The organism is Micromonospora sp. NPDC047756, from assembly GCF_055587245.1.
The window spans coordinates 190411-208779 of the sequence record NZ_JBVJGQ010000007.1; the positions used below are offsets into that span (position 1 = coordinate 190411).

Sequence of the window (18369 nt, forward strand, 5' to 3'; positions counted from 1 at the left end):
CACAACCGGTCACCACACAATGACCACCACCAATGCATGGGCCGCCGTCCCGCGAGGAGGGTGCTACATGGTCAGATCCAGAGTCACCAATGCCGGTCTGGTTGCGGCCGGCGTCGGCTTGGTGCTGTCGTCGACAGTTGTCGCGGCGCTGCCGGCCGGTGCCGCGGCTGAGGGTTGTTCGGTGAACTACGCCGTCTCGTCGCAGTGGCAGGGCGGCTTCGGCGCCAACGTGGCGATCACGAACCTGGGTGACCCGTTGAGCAGTTGGACGCTGACCTGGTCGTACGGTGCCGGGCAGACGGTGACGCAGGCCTGGAACACGTCGCTGACGCAGAGCGGGTCGGCGGTGACCGCGAAGAACGTGAGCTACAACGGGGCGATCCCGGCCAACGGCACTGTGTCGTTCGGGTTCAACGGCTCCTGGACGGGCAGCAACCCCGTCCCGACGAGCTTCGCCCTGAACGGTGTCACCTGCACCGGCGGCACGACGCCGACGACTCCGCCCCCGACGACTCCGCCGCCGACCGACCCGCCCCCGACCACGCCGCCGCCCACCCAGACCTGTGACCTTCCGTCGACGTACCGGTGGTCGTCGACGGGTGCGCTGGCGCAGCCGAGGTCCGGTTGGGTGTCGCTGAAGGACTTCACCGTCGCGCCGTACAACGGCCAGCAACTCGTCTACGCCACCACCCACGACACCGGGACCAGGTGGGGTTCGATGAACTTCGGTCTGTTCTCGAATTACTCGCAGATGGGTTCGGCGAGCCAGAACGCGATGAACAACGCGACCGTCGCGCCGTCGTTGTTCTACTTCGCGCCGCGCAACATCTGGGTGCTGGCCTACCAGTGGGGTGGGCCGGCGTTCTCGTACCGGACCTCGACCGACCCGACCAACCCGAACGGGTGGTCGGCGGCGCAGACGCTGTTCAGCGGCAGCATCACCGGCTCCGGCACCGGCCCGATCGACCAGGCGGTCATCGGTGACGGCACGAACATGTACCTGTTCTTCGCCGGTGACAACGGCAAGATCTACCGGGCCAGCATGCCGATCGGGAACTTCCCGGGCAGCTTCGGCTCGAACTACACGACCATCATGAGCGACACCACGAACAACCTGTTTGAGGCGGTTCAGGTCTACAAGCTCCAGGGTTTGAACAAGTACCTCATGATCGTCGAGGCGATCGGTTCGCAGGGTCGCTACTTCCGCTCGTTCACGGCCACCAGCCTGGGTGGTTCGTGGACGCCGCAGGCCACCAGCGAGAGCAACCCGTTCGCGGGTAAGGCCAACAGCGGTGCCACCTGGACCAACGACATCAGCCACGGCGAGCTGCTGCGCACCAACGCCGACCAGACGATGACCGTCAACGCCTGCAACCTGCAACTGCTCTACCAGGGTCGTTCTCCCAGCTCCGGCGGCGACTACGGCCTCCTGCCGTACCGGCCGGGTCTGCTGACCCTGCAGCGCTGACCCGCTTCGATCGCGCTCGACCGACCCGGAACGGGGCGGGCTCGGCGTCACACCGAGCCCGCCCCGCACCACGCCGGGCGCGATCGATCCTGTGACGTCCCGGTCTCCGGTTGGGCCTGCCCGGCCCGGTCCGGCGCTTGATTGACTCGGGTTCACGGAAGTCGCGGTATCCGGGCTGACAAAGACGGGGCACGACACGCGCCAGCGGGGCGGGCTGCGGCTGACGAGTTTGGGACGATGCGCCGGTCGACGTACCGACATCACCCGACTCGAAGGGACCTCCGCGATGGCAAAGGTCATCTCCACGTTGTTCATCTCGGCCGACGGTGTGGCCGAGATCGACCCTGACTGGCACTTCCCGTACTTCGACGAGAACATGGGCCGCGCCGTCACCGAGGACTACGACGCCGCCAACGTGCTGCTCATCGGCCGCGAGACGTACGACAGCTTCGCCGGCGCCTGGCCGGACCGTGAGGCCGCCGGTGGCGAGGACGCACCGTTCGCCAAGCAACTCGGTGACATGCGGAAGGTCGTCGCCTCGCGGCAGTCGCCGGAGTTCTCCTGGCGCAATTCCGAGCTGATCGACGGGGACCTCCTCGATGCCGTCACCGCGCTCAAGGCCGAGGCCGGCGTGCGGGGGGTTCTCATCCCCGGGTCGATCTCCGTCGTGCAGCAACTGCTCGCCGCCGGCCTGGTCGACGAGCTGCGTCTGCTGGTGCATCCGGTGGCCGCGCGCAAGGGCCGCAGGCTGTTCGACGAGGGTAACGCGGCGTACCACCTGCGACTGCTGGCAACGGAGGCGTTCCCGACGGGTGTCCTTCGCGTGATCTACGCGCCGGGCCCGGCGCCGACCCCGGTCGGATACGACGAGGTGAAGGACCAGGTGCCGGCCGGGAACTAGGCGTTCTGCTGGCGGGGACGGCCGTCGCGCCGGCAGTTCCCGAGCGGAGGTCGTCGTAGTCTCATGTGAAGATCTCGGCGTGACTGAGTGGACGTACAACGATCGCCCCGCGGGTGCCAGGTTCCTCACCGACCGGATCCCGGAGCCGGGCCGCGCCGCCATCGAGGACGAGCTGTGGGCCTGGGCGGTGCGTGGCGAGAGCGACGCGGACGAGTTCGTCGACTTCTTCGACGACGCCGACGAGCGCTGCGGCGCGACGGACGACGAGCTCAGGGCGGCGCACGAGACGGCGCTGGCGGTTCGGCGGGAGCAGCAGCGCGAGTGGAGTGGGGTGAGCGGCAACCTCACCCGTGCCTTCGTCGAGCTCAACGGGCTGGGGGTGTTGGCCCGGGAAAACTTCAGCTGTTGTGGCACCTGCGCGAGCGCCGAGATCGACGACGAGCGGGACGACTCACGGCACTGGCGCGGGTTTCTCTGGTACCACCAGCAGGACACCGAGTCGCTGCTCGCCAGCGAGGACGGCGAGGTCTATCTCGGCTACGGCGTCTATCCGCCGGCCGACTTCGACGAGGCCGCCTACGCGGGCCTGTCGGAGGCCGAGCAGCAGGCCAGCTACCAGGCCGACCTGGAGCGACTGTTGGACGAGGTCGCGTTCCCGGTGCTGCGCAAGCACGGCATGCGGGTGGAGTGGAACCGCAAGCAGTCCCGGCGGATCAAGGTCACCGGCGCCCAGTGGTATGCGCCGCTGGATTGACCGCCATCGGTCCATCCCACACTCCGGGCAGATGTTTAGTGAGGTTCATCGATATTGACGGGGTGGCCTCGGCGGCGACAGGATCTCGGGCACCACCACCCTGATCCCTCCTGGGAGGCGCCATGACCCGTCCCCGCCTGCCCCTCCTGCGGGCAGCCACCCGGTTGGCCGCACTCGCCCTCGCCACCGCCGGCGTGCTGCTCACCGTCGCCACCCCCGCCAGCGCCGCCGTGCCCACCGGCCGTTACGTAGCGCTGGGCGACTCGTACACCGCAGGCCCGCTGATCCCCACCCAGGTCGACCTCAACTGCCTGCGGTCCAACCGCAACTACCCGTCGCTGGTGGCGGCGTCCGCCGGCTCGTCGTCGCTCGCCGACGTGAGCTGCTCCGGCGCCACCACTGACGACATCCTCTACGGCGGCAGCGGCCAACTGGGCATCACGACGCCACCGCAGCTCAACGCGGTCACCTCGAACACCTCCCTGGTGACGGTGCAGATCGGCGGCAACGACATCGGCTTCTCCGGCATCATCGGCGACTGCGCGGAGGCGAGCGTCAGCAGCCCGCTCGGATCGCCGTGCAAGAACCGGTACACCGCCGGAGGCGTCGACCAGTTGCAGGCGCGGATCGTCGCCGCCACACCGAAGGTCACCGCCGTGCTCCAGGCGGTCCGGCAGGCCGCACCGGGCGCGCGGGTCGTGGTGCTCGGCTATCCGGCGATCCTGCCGGACAGCGGGTACGGCTGCTGGCCGGTCGTTCCGATCGCCTACCAGGACGTGCCCTACCTGCGGGGGGTGGAGAAGTCGCTCAACGCGATGCTGGCCAGCGTCGCGAGCGCCAACGGCGCCACCTACGCCGACGTCTACACCCCGTCGATCGGCCGTGACGCGTGCAAGAGCAGCGGCACCCGGTGGATCGAGGGTCTGGTGCCGCAGAACTCGGCCGCGCCGTTCCACCCCAACGCCCGAGGTGAGCAGGGCATGGCCACCGCCCTGATCGCCCGGCTGAACAGCTGATCAGACCCCCGAACGGTCGGACCGGCCCCGTCGGCAACGACGGGGCCGGTTTGCGGTGACACCGGGCTCGGCCGACGTCGCGGTGCTTGGGATCGGGCAGTCCGGGGTACCGACGGTGTCATGCCGATTGTGGGGGAAGTCGTCGGGGACCGTTACCGTCTGCTCGAAAGCATCGCCAGCGGTGGAATGGGCGACGTCTGGCGGGCGGTCGACGAAACCCTGGACCGCTGCGTCGCGATCAAGATGCTGCGACCTCGGCTGGTCACCGATCCCGGCTTCGGCGAACGGTTCCGGCGCGAGGCCCGGGCGATGGCGGCCCTGCGTCACCCGGGTGTCGCGCAGGTCTACGACTACGGTGAGGTGTCCGAGCCCGACGCGCCGGTGCTCGCGTACATCGTCATGGAGTGCGTGCAGGGGCAGCCCCTGTCGGAGCGGATCGCCGAGACCGGCCGGCTGGATGTGGCCGAGACGATGTCGATCGCCGCGCAGACCGCCCGCGCGCTCCAGGCCGCGCACGACGCCGGCGTCGTGCACCGGGACGTCAAGCCCGGCAACCTGATCATCGAGCCGGACGGGCACGTCGTACTCGTCGACTTCGGCGTCGCGGTGACCCAGGAGGCGGCGAGCCTCACCGGGACGAACCAGGTCGTCGGCACCGCCCTCTACATGGCACCCGAGCAGGTCACCAGGAGCGAGACGACGTCGGCGATCGACATCTACGCGCTGGGAGCGGTCGTCTACCACTGTCTTGCCGGCAGACCCCCGCACGAGGGCGAGAACGCGGTGGCGGTGGCGTTGCGTCATCTCGAAGAGGAGCCGGCGCCGCTGCCCGAGGACGTTCCGGAGGCGGTCGGGCGGTTGGTCACCACCGCGATGGCCAAGGACCCGACCCGTCGCTTCCCGACGGCGGCGACAATGGCCGCGGCGGCCCAGGTGCTCGCGGATCCGGCCGACCAGCTGCGCACTGCCGTCGGAGCGCCGGTCGGGGCGGCGGTCGAACGCACCGAGATTCAGCGGCCCGTCCTCGGCGGTGCGGCCAAGCGGTCGGGCGGCCCCGGGCCCAAGGTGCTCGCGGTGGCCCTCGGATCGGTGGCCGCCGCGGCCGCCGTCCTGGTGCTCGCCGATCCCACCGGGATGATGACGGGCCCGACCGACGGGCCGTCGACGCCGCCGGCGGTCTCGACGACGGGCCCGTCGCAGCGCGAGCCCGACCTGGGCGTGGGTGGCGGCGAACCAGCAACCCGCGGTTCCGGGGGTCTGCCGGTCCGCGCGCCTGGCTCCCCGACCCCGACGGCAGGCGTTTCGGCGGGTGCGGAGCCGGTCGGCAAGCCAACGCCCTCCGGGGGGAGCACCGGGAGCGCGCCCGAGCCCACCTCGTCCGAGAGCCCGCCAGCCGAGCCGACGGCAGCCCCGACCGGGGAGACGACGGCGGCGCCGACCGCGACAGCGTCCGAGGAGACCGAGGAGGAGCCGGCCACGGAGCCGACGAAGAAGCCGTCCCCGGGGGCGCCGGCAGCGGACGAGAACGCGGCACCGGAGGTCTAGCGACGCAGTGCTGGCGTGACGGCCGAGGCCGCCACGCCAGCAGCGCGGGTCAGGAGTCGGTCGGGTCAGCCGGTGCTGCAGCTGATCGTCGGCCAGGTCCAGTTGCCGTTGGCCATGACCGTGATCCCGAAGTTGTTGCCGTTGCCGTTCGGTCGCGCGGTGACGGTGCCGCTGCTGCCGCTGACGGAGGCGTTCCAACTGTTCTGGATGCTCTGGCCGCCACCGAGGCCGAGGCTGACCACCCAGTTGTTGGTGCCACTGACGGCGACGTTGAGGTTGAACCGGTCACCCCACTGCTGGCCGGCGGAGATCGTCGCGTTGCAGTTGCCGGTCCCCGGGTTGCCGGTGGTGGGCGGGGAGGTCGGGTTGCCGCCGCTGCCCTCCCGCACGGTGATGTCGGAGCTTCCCTGGCTCTGGTAGCCCTCGGTGGCCATCACCTGGTAGCTGTGGTTGGTGCCGAGATTCAGGCCGGCGCGGGCCCAGGCGTCGAAGTGGTTGGCGGTGGTGATGGTGCCACTCGAGCGCTTCTGCTGGCGGACGCTCCAGAACTGGTAGAACGTCTGGTTGCCGTCGATCGACGGGGCGTTGACCCGCTGGCTGCGGAGGATGTCGTAGGTGCCGCCGTCGGTGGTGACGGTGCCCATCCGGGTGGCGCCGCTGCTCGGGTTGTAGGTGCCGAAGTTCTCCACGACGTAGTACTCGATGAGCGGGTTGCGCGTCCATCCGTACAGGGCGAGGTAGGTGTTGTTGTTGCCCGGGTTGTAGGTGCCCGAGTAGGTGACCGTCCGTCGGTTGCCGGTGGCCCAACCCTTGCCGCCGACCCAGTTGTTGGTGCTCCTGTCCCAGCTGCTGGTGTATCGGCCATCGGCGCGCAGCGTCATGCTGGCGTTGCCGCTGTCCTTCCAGAACGAGAAGTAGTACCCGTTGTGCGTGCCGGTGAGGTTCGACGTGAGGGTCCGGTCGGCCTCGGCGTACGCGTTGGTGGCCGTCATCGTGCCGGCGACGGCCACGACGGCCGCGCACGCGGCGCCCAGGAGCAGCCGCATGCGGCCGCGGCCTCTCGGTTTGGTGTGGCTGGTGTCGGTCATGGAACTGTTGCCTCCTCTGACGGCTGGCGGGGGCCAGCGGCGCGGTACGCCTCGGCAGGCTGCCGGTGGTCGGGTAACGGCCACGGCGTCGTACCGCTCGGTGGTGGTGGGGCCGGTCGTCCTGCACGACGATCGGAGAAGTGGGGCGTGGTGGCTGGTGCTGACGACAATCGAGCGCCGTCGATGGCGACCGTATTAACCCGGCCGTCGCCTTGTCAACAATTTCCGGAAACGGAGCAGCAACACCGCCGCCATCGCCGGAGCGGCATCCAACCAGGTCAGTAGTGGATCAGAGGTCAGGGCAGTAGTCACGGCGTTCCAGTAGCCGAACACCGGCCGGGATGAGGCCGCCGAAAGTTCCGGAGACTTTCCGGACCAGGTGCCCGGCCTTGGCCAACCGCACGGGCGGATGCTCCCGTTGCCCGAGGGGTCAGCGACGCCGTAGGTCGTTGAGCCGGGCGGCCTGGCGGGTCAGATGGTCGCGTTCGGCGAGGTTGGAGGCCTGCTGGGCGGCCTCGGCGTACAGCCGCGCCGCCGTTGCCAGGTCGCCGTCCCGCTCGTTCAGGTAGGCCGCCACCGCCGTGTACCGGGGCAGCGAGTCGTCCAGCGCCGCGAGCGCCGCCAGGCCGGCCCGGGGGCCGTCGGCCTCACCGACCGCCACCGCACGGTTGAGCCGGACGACCGGGTTTTCGGTCAGGAGCGCCAGTTCGTCGTACCACTGCACGATCTGCACCCAGTCGGTCTCCGCGGCGGTGGGCGCGTCCGCGTGCAGCGCCGCGATGGCCGCCTGGGCCTGGAACTCACCCAGGTGGTCGCGGGCCAGGGCCGCCCGCAGGATCGCGACGCCCTCGGCGATCGACCGGGTGTCCCAACGGCTGCGGTCCTGCTCGGCGAGCGGCACCAGGCTGCCGTCGGGGGCGGTCCGGGCGGCGCGCCGGGCGTGGTGCAACAGCATGAGGGCGAGCAGCCCCGCCACCTCGGGGTGGCCGATCGCGGCCGCGAGCTGCCGGGTGAGCCGGATTGCCTCGGCGGCGAGGTCCACGTCACCGGAGTAGCCCTCGTTGAAGACCAGGTAGAGGACGCGCAGGATGGTGCCGACGTCACCGGGTCGGTCGAACCGCAGCCCGGAGACGGTGCGCTTGGCCCGGCTGATGCGTTGCGCCATGGTCGCCTCGGGCACCAGGTAGGCGTGCGCGATCTGCCGGGTGGTCAGCCCGCCGACGGCGCGCAGCGTGAGCGCGACAGCGGACGACGGCGTCAGCGACGGGTGGGCGCACAGGAAATAGAGCTGGAGCGTGTCGTCCGCGGTGCGGGTCGGCCCCGGGGCCGGTTCCTCCTCGACGAGATCCTCGCGTCGACGGCGGGCGGTGTCGGCGCGGGCCGCGTCGAGGAACCGTCGCCACGCCACAGTGGTCAGCCAACCCAACGGGTCGCGCGGCGGGTCGGCCGGCCAGACCCGGACCGCTTCGACCAGGGCGTCCTGCACGGCATCCTCGGCCGCCGCGAAGTCGATTCCGCGGCGGACGAGGATCCCGAGGACGCGCGGCGTGAGGTTACGCAGCAGCGTCTCGTCCATCGGAGTCGTCACTCCGTGATGGTGGGGGGCTCGCTCAGGAACGGGCGCAGCTCCAGCCACTCGTGGATCGGCTTCCCGCCCGCCCCGGGCGCGGCCGACAGCTCCCCGGCCAGCTCGACAGCCCGGTCGTGGCTGTCGACGTCGATCACCATCCAGCCGGCGATCAGGTCCTTGGTCTCGGCGAACGGGCCGTCGGTGACCGGCGGGCGGCCCTCGCCGTCGTACCGGACGAACGTCCCTTCCGGGGCGAGTGCCTGACCGTCGACGAACTCGCCGGTCTCCTCGAGTCGGGCCGCGAAGTCGCGCATGTACTGCATGTGGGCCGAGATCTCCGCCGGCGTCCACTGGTCCATGGGCACGTCGTTGACCGCGGCTGGGGCGCCGCGGTAGTGCTTGAGCAGCAGGTACTTGGCCATCGTGGTGCTCCTCGGTGTTGGCGGCGACCCGTCGTGGTCGCGTTCACGTGGGGGACGGAGCCGCTCGGCACTTCTCGACATGGCTGTCCGATTTTCCTCCTCCCGCAGGTTAACCTCGGGTGAATCGTCCGCCGTTGGGGTAGCTCAGGCGGCACAAAACTTGATTCGTTCCAAATTAGTGAGCTAATGTTCGTACCCGTGATGTCCGACTTCGAGGCGCAGCTACGGGCTGTCTCGTTGCGCGTGACCCGGCCCCGGTTGGCGGTGCTCGCGGCGCTGCGCGACCACCCGCACGTCGGCACCGATGCGGTGATCGCGCTGGTCCGCGCGGACCACCCCACGGTCTCCCACCAGGCGGTGTACGACGTGCTGCGGGTGCTCACCGACGCCGGGCTGGTGCGGCGCATCCAGCCGGCCGGGGCGACCGCCCGATACGAGTCCCGCATCTCGGACAATCACCACCATGTCGTGTGCCGCTCCTGCGGCGCCATCGCCGACGTCGACTGTGCCGTCGGCCACGCTCCCTGTCTCACCGCCTCGGGCGACCACGGTTTCGTGGTCGACGAGGCGGAGGTCGTCTACTGGGGCACCTGTCCCGACTGCGCGACCGACCGCACGCCCCAGAGATCCGCAAGCTCGGAAGGAAGTACATGAGCGACACCCAGGACAACGGCCCCGTCAGTGCGCAGGGCGTGGACCAGAAGGCAGCGGCCGGCTGCCCGGTCGCGCACGACTCGGTGACCGCGCACGGCAGCGAGAGTGAGAACCCGGCGATCGACTCGCCGACCCCGAAGACCGGTGGTCGTCCGCGCACCAACCGGGACTGGTGGCCCAACCAGCTCGACCTCTCGGTGCTGCACGCCCACTCGTCCAAGGGCAACCCGCTGGGCGAGGACTTCAGCTACGCCAGGGAGTTCGCCAAGCTCGACGTCGAGGCCCTCAAGCGCGACATCGTCGAGGTGCTCACCACCTCGCAGGACTGGTGGCCGGCCGACTTCGGCCACTACGGCGGCCTGATGATCCGGATGAGCTGGCACGCCGCCGGCACGTACCGCATCGAGGACGGCCGGGGCGGTGCCGGCGACGGTGGGCAGCGGTTCGCGCCGCTCAACAGCTGGCCGGACAACGCCAACCTGGACAAGGCCCGTCGGCTGCTCTGGCCGGTCAAGCAGAAGTACGGCCAGCAGATCTCCTGGGCCGACCTGCTCGTGCTCGCCGGCAACGTCGCGCTGGAGTCGATGGGCTTCAAGACCTTCGGCTTCGGCTTCGGTCGTGAGGACGTCTGGGAGCCCGAGGAGATCTTCTGGGGTCCGGAGGACACCTGGCTGGGAGACGAGCGCTACGCCTCCGAGAAGGAGATGGCGGCGGGCGTCGGCTCGACCGAGATGGGGCTCATCTACGTCAACCCGGAGGGCCCGCGCGGTAACGCGGACCCGGCCGCGGCGGCGCACTTCATCCGCGAGACCTTCGGCCGGATGGCGATGAACGACGAGGAGACCGTCGCCCTCATCGCCGGCGGTCACACCTTCGGCAAGACCCACGGTGCCGGCACCGCCGACAACCACGTGGGTCCGGAGCCCGAGGGCGCCCCGCTGGAGGCGCAGGGCCTGGGTTGGCTCAGCACCCACGGCAGCGGCAAGGGCGCCGACACGATCACCAGTGGTCTCGAGGTGACGTGGACCGACGTGCCGACGCAGTGGAGCAACCGCTTCTTCGAGATCCTCTTCGGTTACGAGTGGGAGCTCACCACCAGCCCCGGTGGCGCGAAGCAGTGGGTCGCCAAGGACGCCGAGGCGATCATCCCGGACCCCTTCGACCCGGCGAAGAAGCACCGGCCCACGATGCTCACGACCGACCTGTCGCTGCGCGTCGACCCGGCGTACGAGAAGATCTCCCGCCGCTTCCTGGAGAACCCCGACCAATTCGCGCTGGCCTTCGCCAAGGCGTGGTACAAGCTGCTGCACCGCGACATGGGCCCGATCGAGCGCTTCCTCGGGCCGTGGGTGGCCGAGCCGCAGCTCTGGCAGGACCCGGTGCCGGCCGTCGACCACGAGCTGGTGAGCGACGCCGACGTCACCGCGCTCAAGGCGAAGGTCCTCGAGTCCGGTCTCACCATCGACCAGCTGGTCTCCACCGCCTGGGCGTCTGCCGCCAGCTTCCGGCACACCGACAAGCGTGGCGGTGCCAACGGGGCGCGCATTCGCCTCGAGCCGCAGCGCAGCTGGGAGGTCAACCAGCCGGAGCAGCTCGCGAGCGTCCTGACCACCCTTGAGGGCATCCAGCGGGAGTTCAACGACGCCGGCGGCGCGAAGATCTCGATCGCCGACCTGATCGTGCTGGCCGGTTCGGCCGCCGTCGAGAAGGCGGCGCGGGACGCCGGCGTCGAGGTGACCGTGCCGTTCCGGGCGGGCCGCACCGACGCGACCCAGGAGCAGACCGACACCGACTCCTTCCGGGTCATGGAGCCGCGCGCCGACGGTTTCCGCAACTACCTGCGCGCCGGCGAGAAGACCCAGCCGGAGGTGCTGCTCGTCGACCGTGCGTACATGCTCAACCTGACCGCGCCCGAGATGACCGTCCTCATCGGCGGCCTGCGCTCCCTCGGCGCCAACGTCGGCGGCAGCCAGCACGGTGTGCTGACCGACAAGCCGGGCGTGCTCACCAATGACTTCTTCGCCAACCTGCTCTCCCCGGGCACCCGGTGGAGCGCGTCGAAGTCCGAGGAGCACGTGTACGAGATCCGCGACCTGGCCACCGATGAGGTGAAGTGGACCGCCACCGCGGTCGACCTCATCTTCGGGTCCAACTCGCAGCTGCGCGCCCTCGCCGAGGTCTACGCCAGCCACGACGCCCGCGACAAGTTCGTCGCCGACTTCGTGGCCGCCTGGACCAAGGTCATGGAGCTCGACCGGTTCGATCTCGCCTGACAGGTACCACCGACGAGCCCCGGCCGATCCGCCCGTGATCGACCGGGGCTCGTCGCCGTTCGCGTGCCGATCGACGCGGCACCGGCGTCGGTCACCTCGATGTCACCCCCGGTGCCATTCCCTTCTCGGCTAATCCCATGGATGATTTTCCTGTCTCATTGATCAGGTGGCGGACGGGCCCATCCATGGCAAGGTGTTGACCCTGCCCCGGGCGGCGGGCGCGGACCTAGTCACGCAGGGAGTCAACGTGGCCCATCCCGACCTGCAGGCCGAGGACGTGGACCAGCACGCCGGAAGCCCTGCGATACCCCGGCAACGGGTGGCCGTCGCCGGGCGGTCCCGAGCGGGCGTCGCCGAGACAGCCGTCGCCTGGCGTCCGCTGCGGATCGCGATGATCGGCCAGAAGGGGATACCGGCGACCTACGGCGGGATCGAACGGCACGTGGAGGAGATGGCCAGCCGGCTCGCCAGCTACGGCCACGAGGTCACTGTCTACTGCCGCCGGAGCTACGGCGAGACGCCCGCCGACCGCTACCGGGGCGTACGGCTGCGCCAGACCCACACGATAGCGAGCAAGCACCTCGACGCGATCGTGCACGCGGCCACCTCGACCATGGCGGCGGTGGCCGCGCGGCCCGACATCGTGCACTACCACGGGCTCGGGCCGGCCCTGGTCGCCCCACTTCCGCGTGCCCTGTCCCGGGCCCGCGTGGTGCTGACGGTGCACGGGCTGGACAACCAGCGGGGCAAGTGGGGGCTCGCCGCGCGGACCGTGCTGGGCAGCGCCCACTGGTTCAGCGGGTACGTCCCGCACCAGCGGGTGGCGGTCTCCCAGGGGCTCGCCGCCCACTACGACGCCCGGTTCGGCCGCCCGACGACCTACATCCCGAACGGCGTGAACCCGGCCCGACCGGCACGGAGCCGTCAGATCCAGGACCGGTTCGGGCTGATCCCCGGCGGCTACCTGCTGCTGGTCGGTCGGCTGGTGCCGGAGAAGGCGGCCGACCTGCTGATCCGGGCCTTCCGCCGGACCGAGACCCCGATGCGTCTGGCGATCGTCGGCGGGTCGTCCTTCACCGACGACTTCGTGGACCGGCTGCGCCGGGAAGCCGGGACGGACGACCGGATCGTCTTCACCGGGTTCGCCTACGACGACCTGCTGGCCGAGCTGTACGCCGGTGCCGCCGGCTTCCTCCAACCGTCCCGGTTGGAGGGACTGCCGTTGACGTTGCTGGAGGCGGCCGCGTACGGGCTGCCGGTGGTCGCCAGCGACATCGCGCCGCACGTCGAGGTGCTCACGTCCGACACCGCCGGCGGGCGGTTGTTCCGCGACGGCGACGAGGACGACCTGGTCCGGGTGTTGACCTCGCTGCTGGCCAACCTGCCGGCTGAACGGGCCGGCGCGGTGGCGCTGGGCGAGCGGATCACCAGTAGGTACAGCTGGGACACCGCCGGCCGCGAGTTGGAGCAGCTCTATCTCCGGCTGGCCCCGGAGCCGGGCCGCCGGGCCAGGGCACGACCCACTCCGACCGACTGACCGGGACGGGGTCAGCCGGGGCAGTGTCGGATCAGCCCACCGGGGGACGGGGCAGTCGGTGCAACGGCCCCTTCTGCCGTCGAGGTGACAGGACTAGATTGAACCGATCTTGTGCCGGGAGGACATCGGTTGGCCGCGCCCGGCAGCGGCCGGGCAGCGCCGATTCAGTTCAGTGGGATCAGTGGAACAACACACGCAGCAGGTCACTCCGCTCATGAGCAGGCGGCTCGACCCGACCCGCCTGCTCACCGGCGCGGCGGCGCTTGCCGCCGCGGTCGTGGCGATGGTCGCGGGTGTCTCCATGGCGGCCGGTGACCGCAGGGGGATGGTGCTGCCGCTCGCGGCGGTCGCGGGGATCGCGGTGGCCGTCCTCGCGCTGACCCGATTCGCCGGGTACGTGCTGCTGATGCTCGCGATGCGCTCCTGCGTCGACCTGTTCAAGCTGACCGGCCCGAGCGCCGGCCAGGCCGAATCCGGCGGCACGGCCCGGGCCATGGACCCCTCCACCCTGCTCGCGGTGCTGTTCCTCCTCGCCGCCGGGCTCTGGCTGGCCGCGCAGCTCAGCCGGCACGGGCGGCTACGCGGCTCCCCGCTCAGCTGGGCCATGCTGCTCGTCGGTGCCAGCAGCCTGGTCAGCGCCCTCGGTGCCAGCCGGCCGGCGAACAGCCTGTTGGAGGCGCTGCGGATCCTCACCGTGGTGGTGATGTTCGTGGTGCTGGAACAGCTCATGCCGGACACCGCGGCGATCCGTCGGGTCCTGCTCGCCTGCTACGCCTCGCTGGTGCTGGCGCTGGGCTACACAGTGGTGATGTCGCTGCTCGGCAACCCGCCGGCCGAGGTGAAGGGCGACTTCACCCGCATCAGCGGCACGTTCAGCCAGTCGACCACGTTCGGCCGCTACCTGATGTTCATGGTGATCTTCGGGTTCGCGGTCTACCGCTTCCTGGGTCGTCGCCTGCGGGCGTTGCTCGGGGTGCTGCTGGCGCTCTCGCTGCTGTTCCTGCTGCTCACCAACACGCGCAGCGCCCTGCTCGGTGCGGCGATCGGCCTGGTGGTGGTCGCGGCACTGCATCGCAGCAAGCGGATGCTGGTCACCCTCTGCGTGGTCGCGGTCGCCGGGGTGGCCCTGGTGCCCGCCGTCGGCGAACGCTTCGCCCAACTCGGCGCGTCCCGCGTCGTCGGCGGGGACCCGACCGGAAACACCCTGGCCTGGCGGATCGGCTACTGGACCGAGATCGTCACACTCGCCGACCGGAACCCGGTGACCGGCATCGGGCCGAACATGACCCAGCGGGAGACCGACGAGGCCAAGAAGCCGCACAACGACTTCCTGCGGGCGTACGTCGAGACCGGGCTGCTCGGCCTCGGGGCGTACCTGCTGATGCTGTTCGCTCTTCTGCACACGGCCCGGACGGCGCTGCGGCGCGCGCCGCCGGGCAGCTTCGAGCGTGGCGTCGCGGTCGGGTTCACCGGCTGTGCCGCCGCGTTCGTGGCGGTCAGCGCCGCCTCCAACGTCATTTCCAACGTGGTCACCCTCTGGTACTTCGTCGCGTTCGCCGCGGCGGCCAGCGTGATCGCCCGCCAACCGGCTCCGAACCTGACCGGCGAGCAGCCACGAGGCACGTCCGTCCCGGTTTGACTGAACGACAGCATTGGGGAAAAAGTGGAGATCGTCGACTACCTGCGGGTCGCCCGGCGGCGCCTCTGGGTACTCGTGGGGGTGCCGGTGCTCGCCACCGGCGCCGCGGCCGCCATCGTCCTGTCAGCGCCACAGCAGTTCAGCGGGACCGCGTACGTGGCGGCGCCGGCCCTGGTGGGTGGCGTGGCCGGAACGCAGTACACCGGTACGCAGGCGGCGAACCAGTTCGTCGCGGCGTTCGGCGCGGCGGTCACCTCGCCCCGCGTCCTCGCCGACGTGGCCGCCGACACCGGGGTGCCGTCGGAGCGGTTGCGCGACGGGCTCGCCATCACCCAGGTCGGCGCGAGCAGCCAGTTGGAGGTGACCTACACCGCCGGCGACCGGGCGAGGGTCGCGCCGGTGCTGACCGCGACCACCACCCGGGCGCTGGCCTTCCTCTTCTCCTCCCAGGTCGGCATCGCCACCGGTGAGGTCGAGGCGGCCAACGCCGACGTCACCGCGGCGACCAAGGCGATCGGTGAGTGGGAGAAGACGAACAAGGTCTCCCAGCCGGACCGGATCTACCAGGCCACGCTGGGCGAGCTGACCAGCCTGCGCCAGCAGCAGCTCTCCATGCAGGCGGTCGGCAACGGCCGAGGTGTCGACGCGGCGACCGCCGCGATCACCGCCGCCCAGAAGAAGCTCGACGAACTGGGGCCGAAGCTCCCCGACTACCAGGCCCTGCTCGCCCAGCGCGACGCGGCGACCAGCGCCCTGTCCCAGGCTCGGGAAGGGTTGCAGGCGGCGCGGGCGCAGGCCCAGGCCGCCGACCCGAAGCAGGTGACCAGCATCGGCGAGGCACACGAGGTGAGCCGGATGACCGAGCTGGTGCGCACCGCCCTGCCGGTCGGCGGTGCGGGTCTGCTGCTCGGGGTGCTGCTGGTGGGCGTCCTCGAACTGCTCTCCCGGGGTCGTGCCGCCGCCCGGCCGGCGGCCCCGGCGGCGACCACGCCGGCCCCCGCTGCGTCGGCGGAGACCGTGGGCGCGGCACGGCCGTGACCGGGGGAGAGCGGCCCGGCGGGTGCGCGAGGTGACCGGCCGGTCACCGGCCGCGCCGGAGACCGGCGACCAGCAGGTACGCGGCATGGCCCGCGGCGGTGTGCTGAACCTGGGCGGCGCCGTGCTCAGCCAGGTGGCGCTCTTCCTGGTCATGCTGTTGCTGGCCCGGGTCCTGGGCGTACGCGAACTCGGCCGGTACGCCCAGGTCTACGCCGTGCTGTCGCTGCTGGGGCTGCTCTCGCTCTCCGGTTTCCGAGCCGGGCTGACCCGGTTCGTGGCGGTGCACCTCGCCGACGACGAGCCGGCCGCTCTGCGGGGCGCGATCCGGCTCGGGATCGGCATCTCGGCCGTGGCGTCCACAGTGATCGCCCTCGGTCTGGTGGTCGGCGCGCCGTGGCTCGCCGACGCCCTGCACGACCCGCAGCTCACCACCGGGCTGCGGTTGGCGGCGCTCTGCCTGCCCGCCGCCACCGTCTGCGAGGCCGCCCTGGCCGCCACCCGGGGGTGGCGTACGCAGCGGGCGTACGCGCTCATCGGCCAGGTCTACGAGCCGGCCGCCCGGCTGGTGCTCACCGCCCTGGCGCTCGCCCTCGGGGCCGGCCTGACCGGCGCGTTCTGGGCGCTGGTGGCGGCGAGCTGGAGCGCGGCCGGGCTCGCCCTCGTGGCGCTCGCCCGGATGCTGCGCCGGGTGCCCGCCGCCCGGCCCGCGTACCGGCCCGGTGAGCTGTTCCGCTTCTCCACCGTCAGCTGGGTCTCGTCGCTGTCGTCCACCGGGCTGATCTGGGTGGACGCGCTGCTGCTCGGCTTCTTCGACTACGGTCCCGACGCGATCGGCGTCTACCACGTGGCGACCCGCCTGGTCACGATCGCGGTGTTCGTGCTGGCACCGGTGAACGCCTCGTTCGGTCCGCACCTGGCGCACCTCTACCACCAGGGTCGACTGGACGAGGTACGCCGCATCTACCGGGTCGCCACCGGTTGGGTGCTCCGGCTGTCGCTGCCGGCCTTCGTGGCGTTGCTGGTCTTTCCGGAGCAGCTGCTGCGCCTGGTCGGCGGGCCGGGTCTGGCCGGCGGTGCGGCGGTGACCGTGGTGCTGGCGCTCGGGCAACTCGTGAACGCCGCCACCGGGCCCTGCGGGACGCTGCTGAACATGTCCGGCCGGGTCTCGGTCAACATGGTGGACAACCTCGCGGCCCTGCTGCTCAACGTCCTGCTCAACCTCTGGCTCATCCCGGCGTACGGCATTCTCGGCGCGGCGGTGGCCTGGGCGGTGTCGTTGGCGGCGGTGAACGTCGCCCGGGTCTGGCAGGTGCGCGCGCAGGTGCACACCGTGCCGGTGACGGCGGGCATGGTCAAGGGCCTGATCGCCGCGCTGGTGGCGATGGGCGCCGGGGTCGGTGTGCGGTTGCTGGTCGGCGGCGGGGCCGTTCAGCTCGTGGTGGGTCTGGCCGCGATCGTGGCGGTCTACCTCGCCGTGGTGCTCGCCCTCGGGCTCAGTCGGGAGGACGTCATGGTGTTGCGCTCGGTGACCCGCCGAGGCGCTCGCCGTCGCGCCACCAACCCCACCCCCGCCGAGGTCGGCTCGTGACCGGCGTGGTGCGGCGTCAGGTCACCGACCGGCTGCGTCGGGGGGTGCGCGCGGCGCGGGCGTGGGGGCGCGCGGCGAGGCCGGGAGAGCCCGGTCCGTTGCCCGATTTCCTGGTGATCGGCGGGCAGCGCTGCGGCACCACGTCGCTGTACCACCACCTTGCCGCGCATCCGCAGGTCCGGGTGGCCAGCGGCAAGGAGTTGCAGTACTTCAGCATCCACCACGGTCGGGGCCCGCTGTGGTACCGGGGGCATTTCCCTCGTCTCGCCCCGGGCGAGCGCACGTTCGAGGCGAGCCCGTACTACCTGTTCCATCCGAGCGTGCCGGCCCGGGTCGCGGCGACCCTGCCGCAGGCGCGCTTCGTCGCCCTGCTGCGCGACCCGGTGCAACGTGCCTACTCGCACTACCTGCACACCCGCTCGTACGGGGTCGAGCCGCTGTCCTTCGCCGACGCCCTCGACGCGGAGGAGGAGCGGCTGGCCCGGGCGACGCGCGGTGGCCCGGACAGCGCCGCCGCGCACCGGGCGTTGCGCAACTACTCGTATGCCGCCCGGGGCCGCTACGCCGAGCAGTTGGACCGCTGGTTCGCCCAGGTCCCGCGGGAGCGGGTCCACGTCACCCGGACCGAGGACCTGCACACCGACCCGGCCGGCACGTACGCCGAGATGCTGCGCTTCCTCGGCCTGCCGGCCTTCACCCCGGAGGCGTTCACCCGGCACACGCGTCGCGTGGACCTGGGTGTCTCCGAGCTGACGCCGGCCCTGCGCGACCGGCTGGCCGAGCACTTCGCGCCGCACAACACCCGCCTGGCCACCCTGCTCGACTGGCCCGAAACCTGGCCCGGCTAGGCGGTGTCACCGTCGTTTGTGGAATGCA

At 71.1% G+C, this 18369-nt stretch carries 15 protein-coding genes; 12 read left to right on the top strand and 3 right to left on the bottom strand.

Annotated elements, in window-relative coordinates; all coding sequences use genetic code 11:
- The first annotated feature begins 67 nt into the window (after window positions 1-67).
- The 5 genes from ACZ6NZ_RS24060 to ACZ6NZ_RS24080 all read left to right on the top strand — a co-directional run bounded on the left by ACZ6NZ_RS24060 (window position 68) and on the right by ACZ6NZ_RS24080 (window position 5684).
- Window positions 68-1468 carry a glycoside hydrolase family 62 protein gene (locus tag ACZ6NZ_RS24060; RefSeq protein ID WP_465860269.1) on the top strand — a complete coding sequence of 467 codons (1401 nt, stop codon included), beginning with the start codon at window positions 68-70 and terminating at the stop codon, window positions 1466-1468.
- A gap of 286 nt (window positions 1469-1754) precedes the next feature.
- Entirely contained in the window at window positions 1755-2369 is a 615-nt protein-coding gene (locus ACZ6NZ_RS24065; RefSeq protein ID WP_465860270.1) for a dihydrofolate reductase family protein, read from the top strand.
- A gap of 79 nt (window positions 2370-2448) precedes the next feature.
- Window positions 2449-3123 carry a DUF6891 domain-containing protein gene (locus ACZ6NZ_RS24070; RefSeq protein ID WP_465860271.1) on the top strand — a complete coding sequence of 225 codons (675 nt, stop codon included), beginning with the start codon at window positions 2449-2451 and terminating at the stop codon, window positions 3121-3123.
- Window positions 3124-3245: 122 nt separating this feature from the next.
- Window positions 3246-4139 (top strand): SGNH/GDSL hydrolase family protein, encoded by an 894-nt coding sequence (locus tag ACZ6NZ_RS24075; RefSeq protein ID WP_465860272.1) that lies wholly within the window; start codon window positions 3246-3248, stop codon window positions 4137-4139.
- Window positions 4140-4259: 120 nt separating this feature from the next.
- Window positions 4260-5684, top strand: coding sequence for a serine/threonine-protein kinase (locus ACZ6NZ_RS24080; protein WP_465860273.1), 1425 nt, complete (start codon window positions 4260-4262; stop codon window positions 5682-5684).
- A gap of 65 nt (window positions 5685-5749) precedes the next feature.
- Here the strand turns inward: ACZ6NZ_RS24080 and ACZ6NZ_RS24085 are convergent, their stop codons facing one another.
- The 3 genes from ACZ6NZ_RS24085 to ACZ6NZ_RS24095 form a co-directional block, all read right to left on the bottom strand.
- The gene (locus tag ACZ6NZ_RS24085; RefSeq protein WP_465860274.1) at window positions 5750-6772 is read right to left on the bottom strand and encodes a glycoside hydrolase family 11 protein; all 1023 of its coding nucleotides are present in this window, start codon (window positions 6770-6772) and stop codon (window positions 5750-5752) included.
- Between the two features lie 430 nt (window positions 6773-7202).
- Window positions 7203-8348, bottom strand: coding sequence for an RNA polymerase sigma factor (locus ACZ6NZ_RS24090; protein WP_465860493.1), 1146 nt, complete (start codon window positions 8346-8348; stop codon window positions 7203-7205).
- 8 nt (window positions 8349-8356) lie between these two features.
- The gene (locus tag ACZ6NZ_RS24095; RefSeq protein WP_366609623.1) at window positions 8357-8764 is read right to left on the bottom strand and encodes a YciI family protein; all 408 of its coding nucleotides are present in this window, start codon (window positions 8762-8764) and stop codon (window positions 8357-8359) included.
- Between the two features lie 198 nt (window positions 8765-8962).
- Here ACZ6NZ_RS24095 and ACZ6NZ_RS24100 point away from each other — a divergent pair, with 198 nt between their 5' ends.
- The 7 genes from ACZ6NZ_RS24100 (at window position 8963) to ACZ6NZ_RS24130 (ending at window position 18341) form a co-directional block, all read left to right on the top strand.
- Complete coding sequence (locus ACZ6NZ_RS24100; RefSeq protein WP_366609858.1) at window positions 8963-9418, top strand: Fur family transcriptional regulator; 456 nt, start codon at window positions 8963-8965, stop codon at window positions 9416-9418.
- The gene (gene katG / locus ACZ6NZ_RS24105) at window positions 9415-11691 is read left to right on the top strand and encodes a catalase/peroxidase HPI (RefSeq protein WP_465860276.1); all 2277 of its coding nucleotides are present in this window, start codon (window positions 9415-9417) and stop codon (window positions 11689-11691) included. The genes ACZ6NZ_RS24100 and katG overlap by 4 nt, the downstream gene beginning before the upstream one ends.
- Window positions 11692-11938: 247 nt before the next feature.
- Window positions 11939-13228 (top strand): glycosyltransferase family 4 protein, encoded by a 1290-nt coding sequence (locus ACZ6NZ_RS24110; protein WP_465860277.1) that lies wholly within the window; start codon window positions 11939-11941, stop codon window positions 13226-13228.
- 181 nt (window positions 13229-13409) lie between these two features.
- On the top strand, window positions 13410-14867 hold the full coding sequence (locus ACZ6NZ_RS24115; RefSeq protein ID WP_465860278.1) for an O-antigen ligase family protein: 1458 nt from the start codon (window positions 13410-13412) through the stop codon (window positions 14865-14867).
- A 24-nt stretch (window positions 14868-14891) separates the two neighbouring features.
- Window positions 14892-15905 (top strand): Wzz/FepE/Etk N-terminal domain-containing protein, encoded by a 1014-nt coding sequence (locus tag ACZ6NZ_RS24120; RefSeq protein WP_465860279.1) that lies wholly within the window; start codon window positions 14892-14894, stop codon window positions 15903-15905.
- A gap of 31 nt (window positions 15906-15936) precedes the next feature.
- Window positions 15937-17493, top strand: coding sequence for an oligosaccharide flippase family protein (locus tag ACZ6NZ_RS24125; RefSeq protein WP_465860280.1), 1557 nt, complete (start codon window positions 15937-15939; stop codon window positions 17491-17493).
- Entirely contained in the window at window positions 17490-18341 is an 852-nt protein-coding gene (locus ACZ6NZ_RS24130; RefSeq protein WP_465860281.1) for a sulfotransferase family protein, read from the top strand. Before ACZ6NZ_RS24125 ends, ACZ6NZ_RS24130 begins: the two co-directional genes overlap by 4 nt.
- Window positions 18342-18369: the final 28 nt, after the last annotated feature.

Coding starts and splice junctions, on each gene's coding strand:
- ACZ6NZ_RS24060 (WP_465860269.1), top strand. CDS start 68: ATGGTCAGATCCAGAGTCACCAATGCCGGTCTGGTTGCGGCCGGCGTC.
- ACZ6NZ_RS24065 (WP_465860270.1), top strand. CDS start 1,755: ATGGCAAAGGTCATCTCCACGTTGTTCATCTCGGCCGACGGTGTGGCC.
- ACZ6NZ_RS24075 (WP_465860272.1), top strand. CDS start 3,246: ATGACCCGTCCCCGCCTGCCCCTCCTGCGGGCAGCCACCCGGTTGGCC.
- ACZ6NZ_RS24080 (WP_465860273.1), top strand. CDS start 4,260: ATGCCGATTGTGGGGGAAGTCGTCGGGGACCGTTACCGTCTGCTCGAA.
- ACZ6NZ_RS24085 (WP_465860274.1), bottom strand. CDS start 6,772: ATGACCGACACCAGCCACACCAAACCGAGAGGCCGCGGCCGCATGCGG.
- ACZ6NZ_RS24090 (WP_465860493.1), bottom strand. CDS start 8,348: ATGGACGAGACGCTGCTGCGTAACCTCACGCCGCGCGTCCTCGGGATC.
- ACZ6NZ_RS24095 (WP_366609623.1), bottom strand. CDS start 8,764: ATGGCCAAGTACCTGCTGCTCAAGCACTACCGCGGCGCCCCAGCCGCG.
- katG (WP_465860276.1), top strand. CDS start 9,415: ATGAGCGACACCCAGGACAACGGCCCCGTCAGTGCGCAGGGCGTGGAC.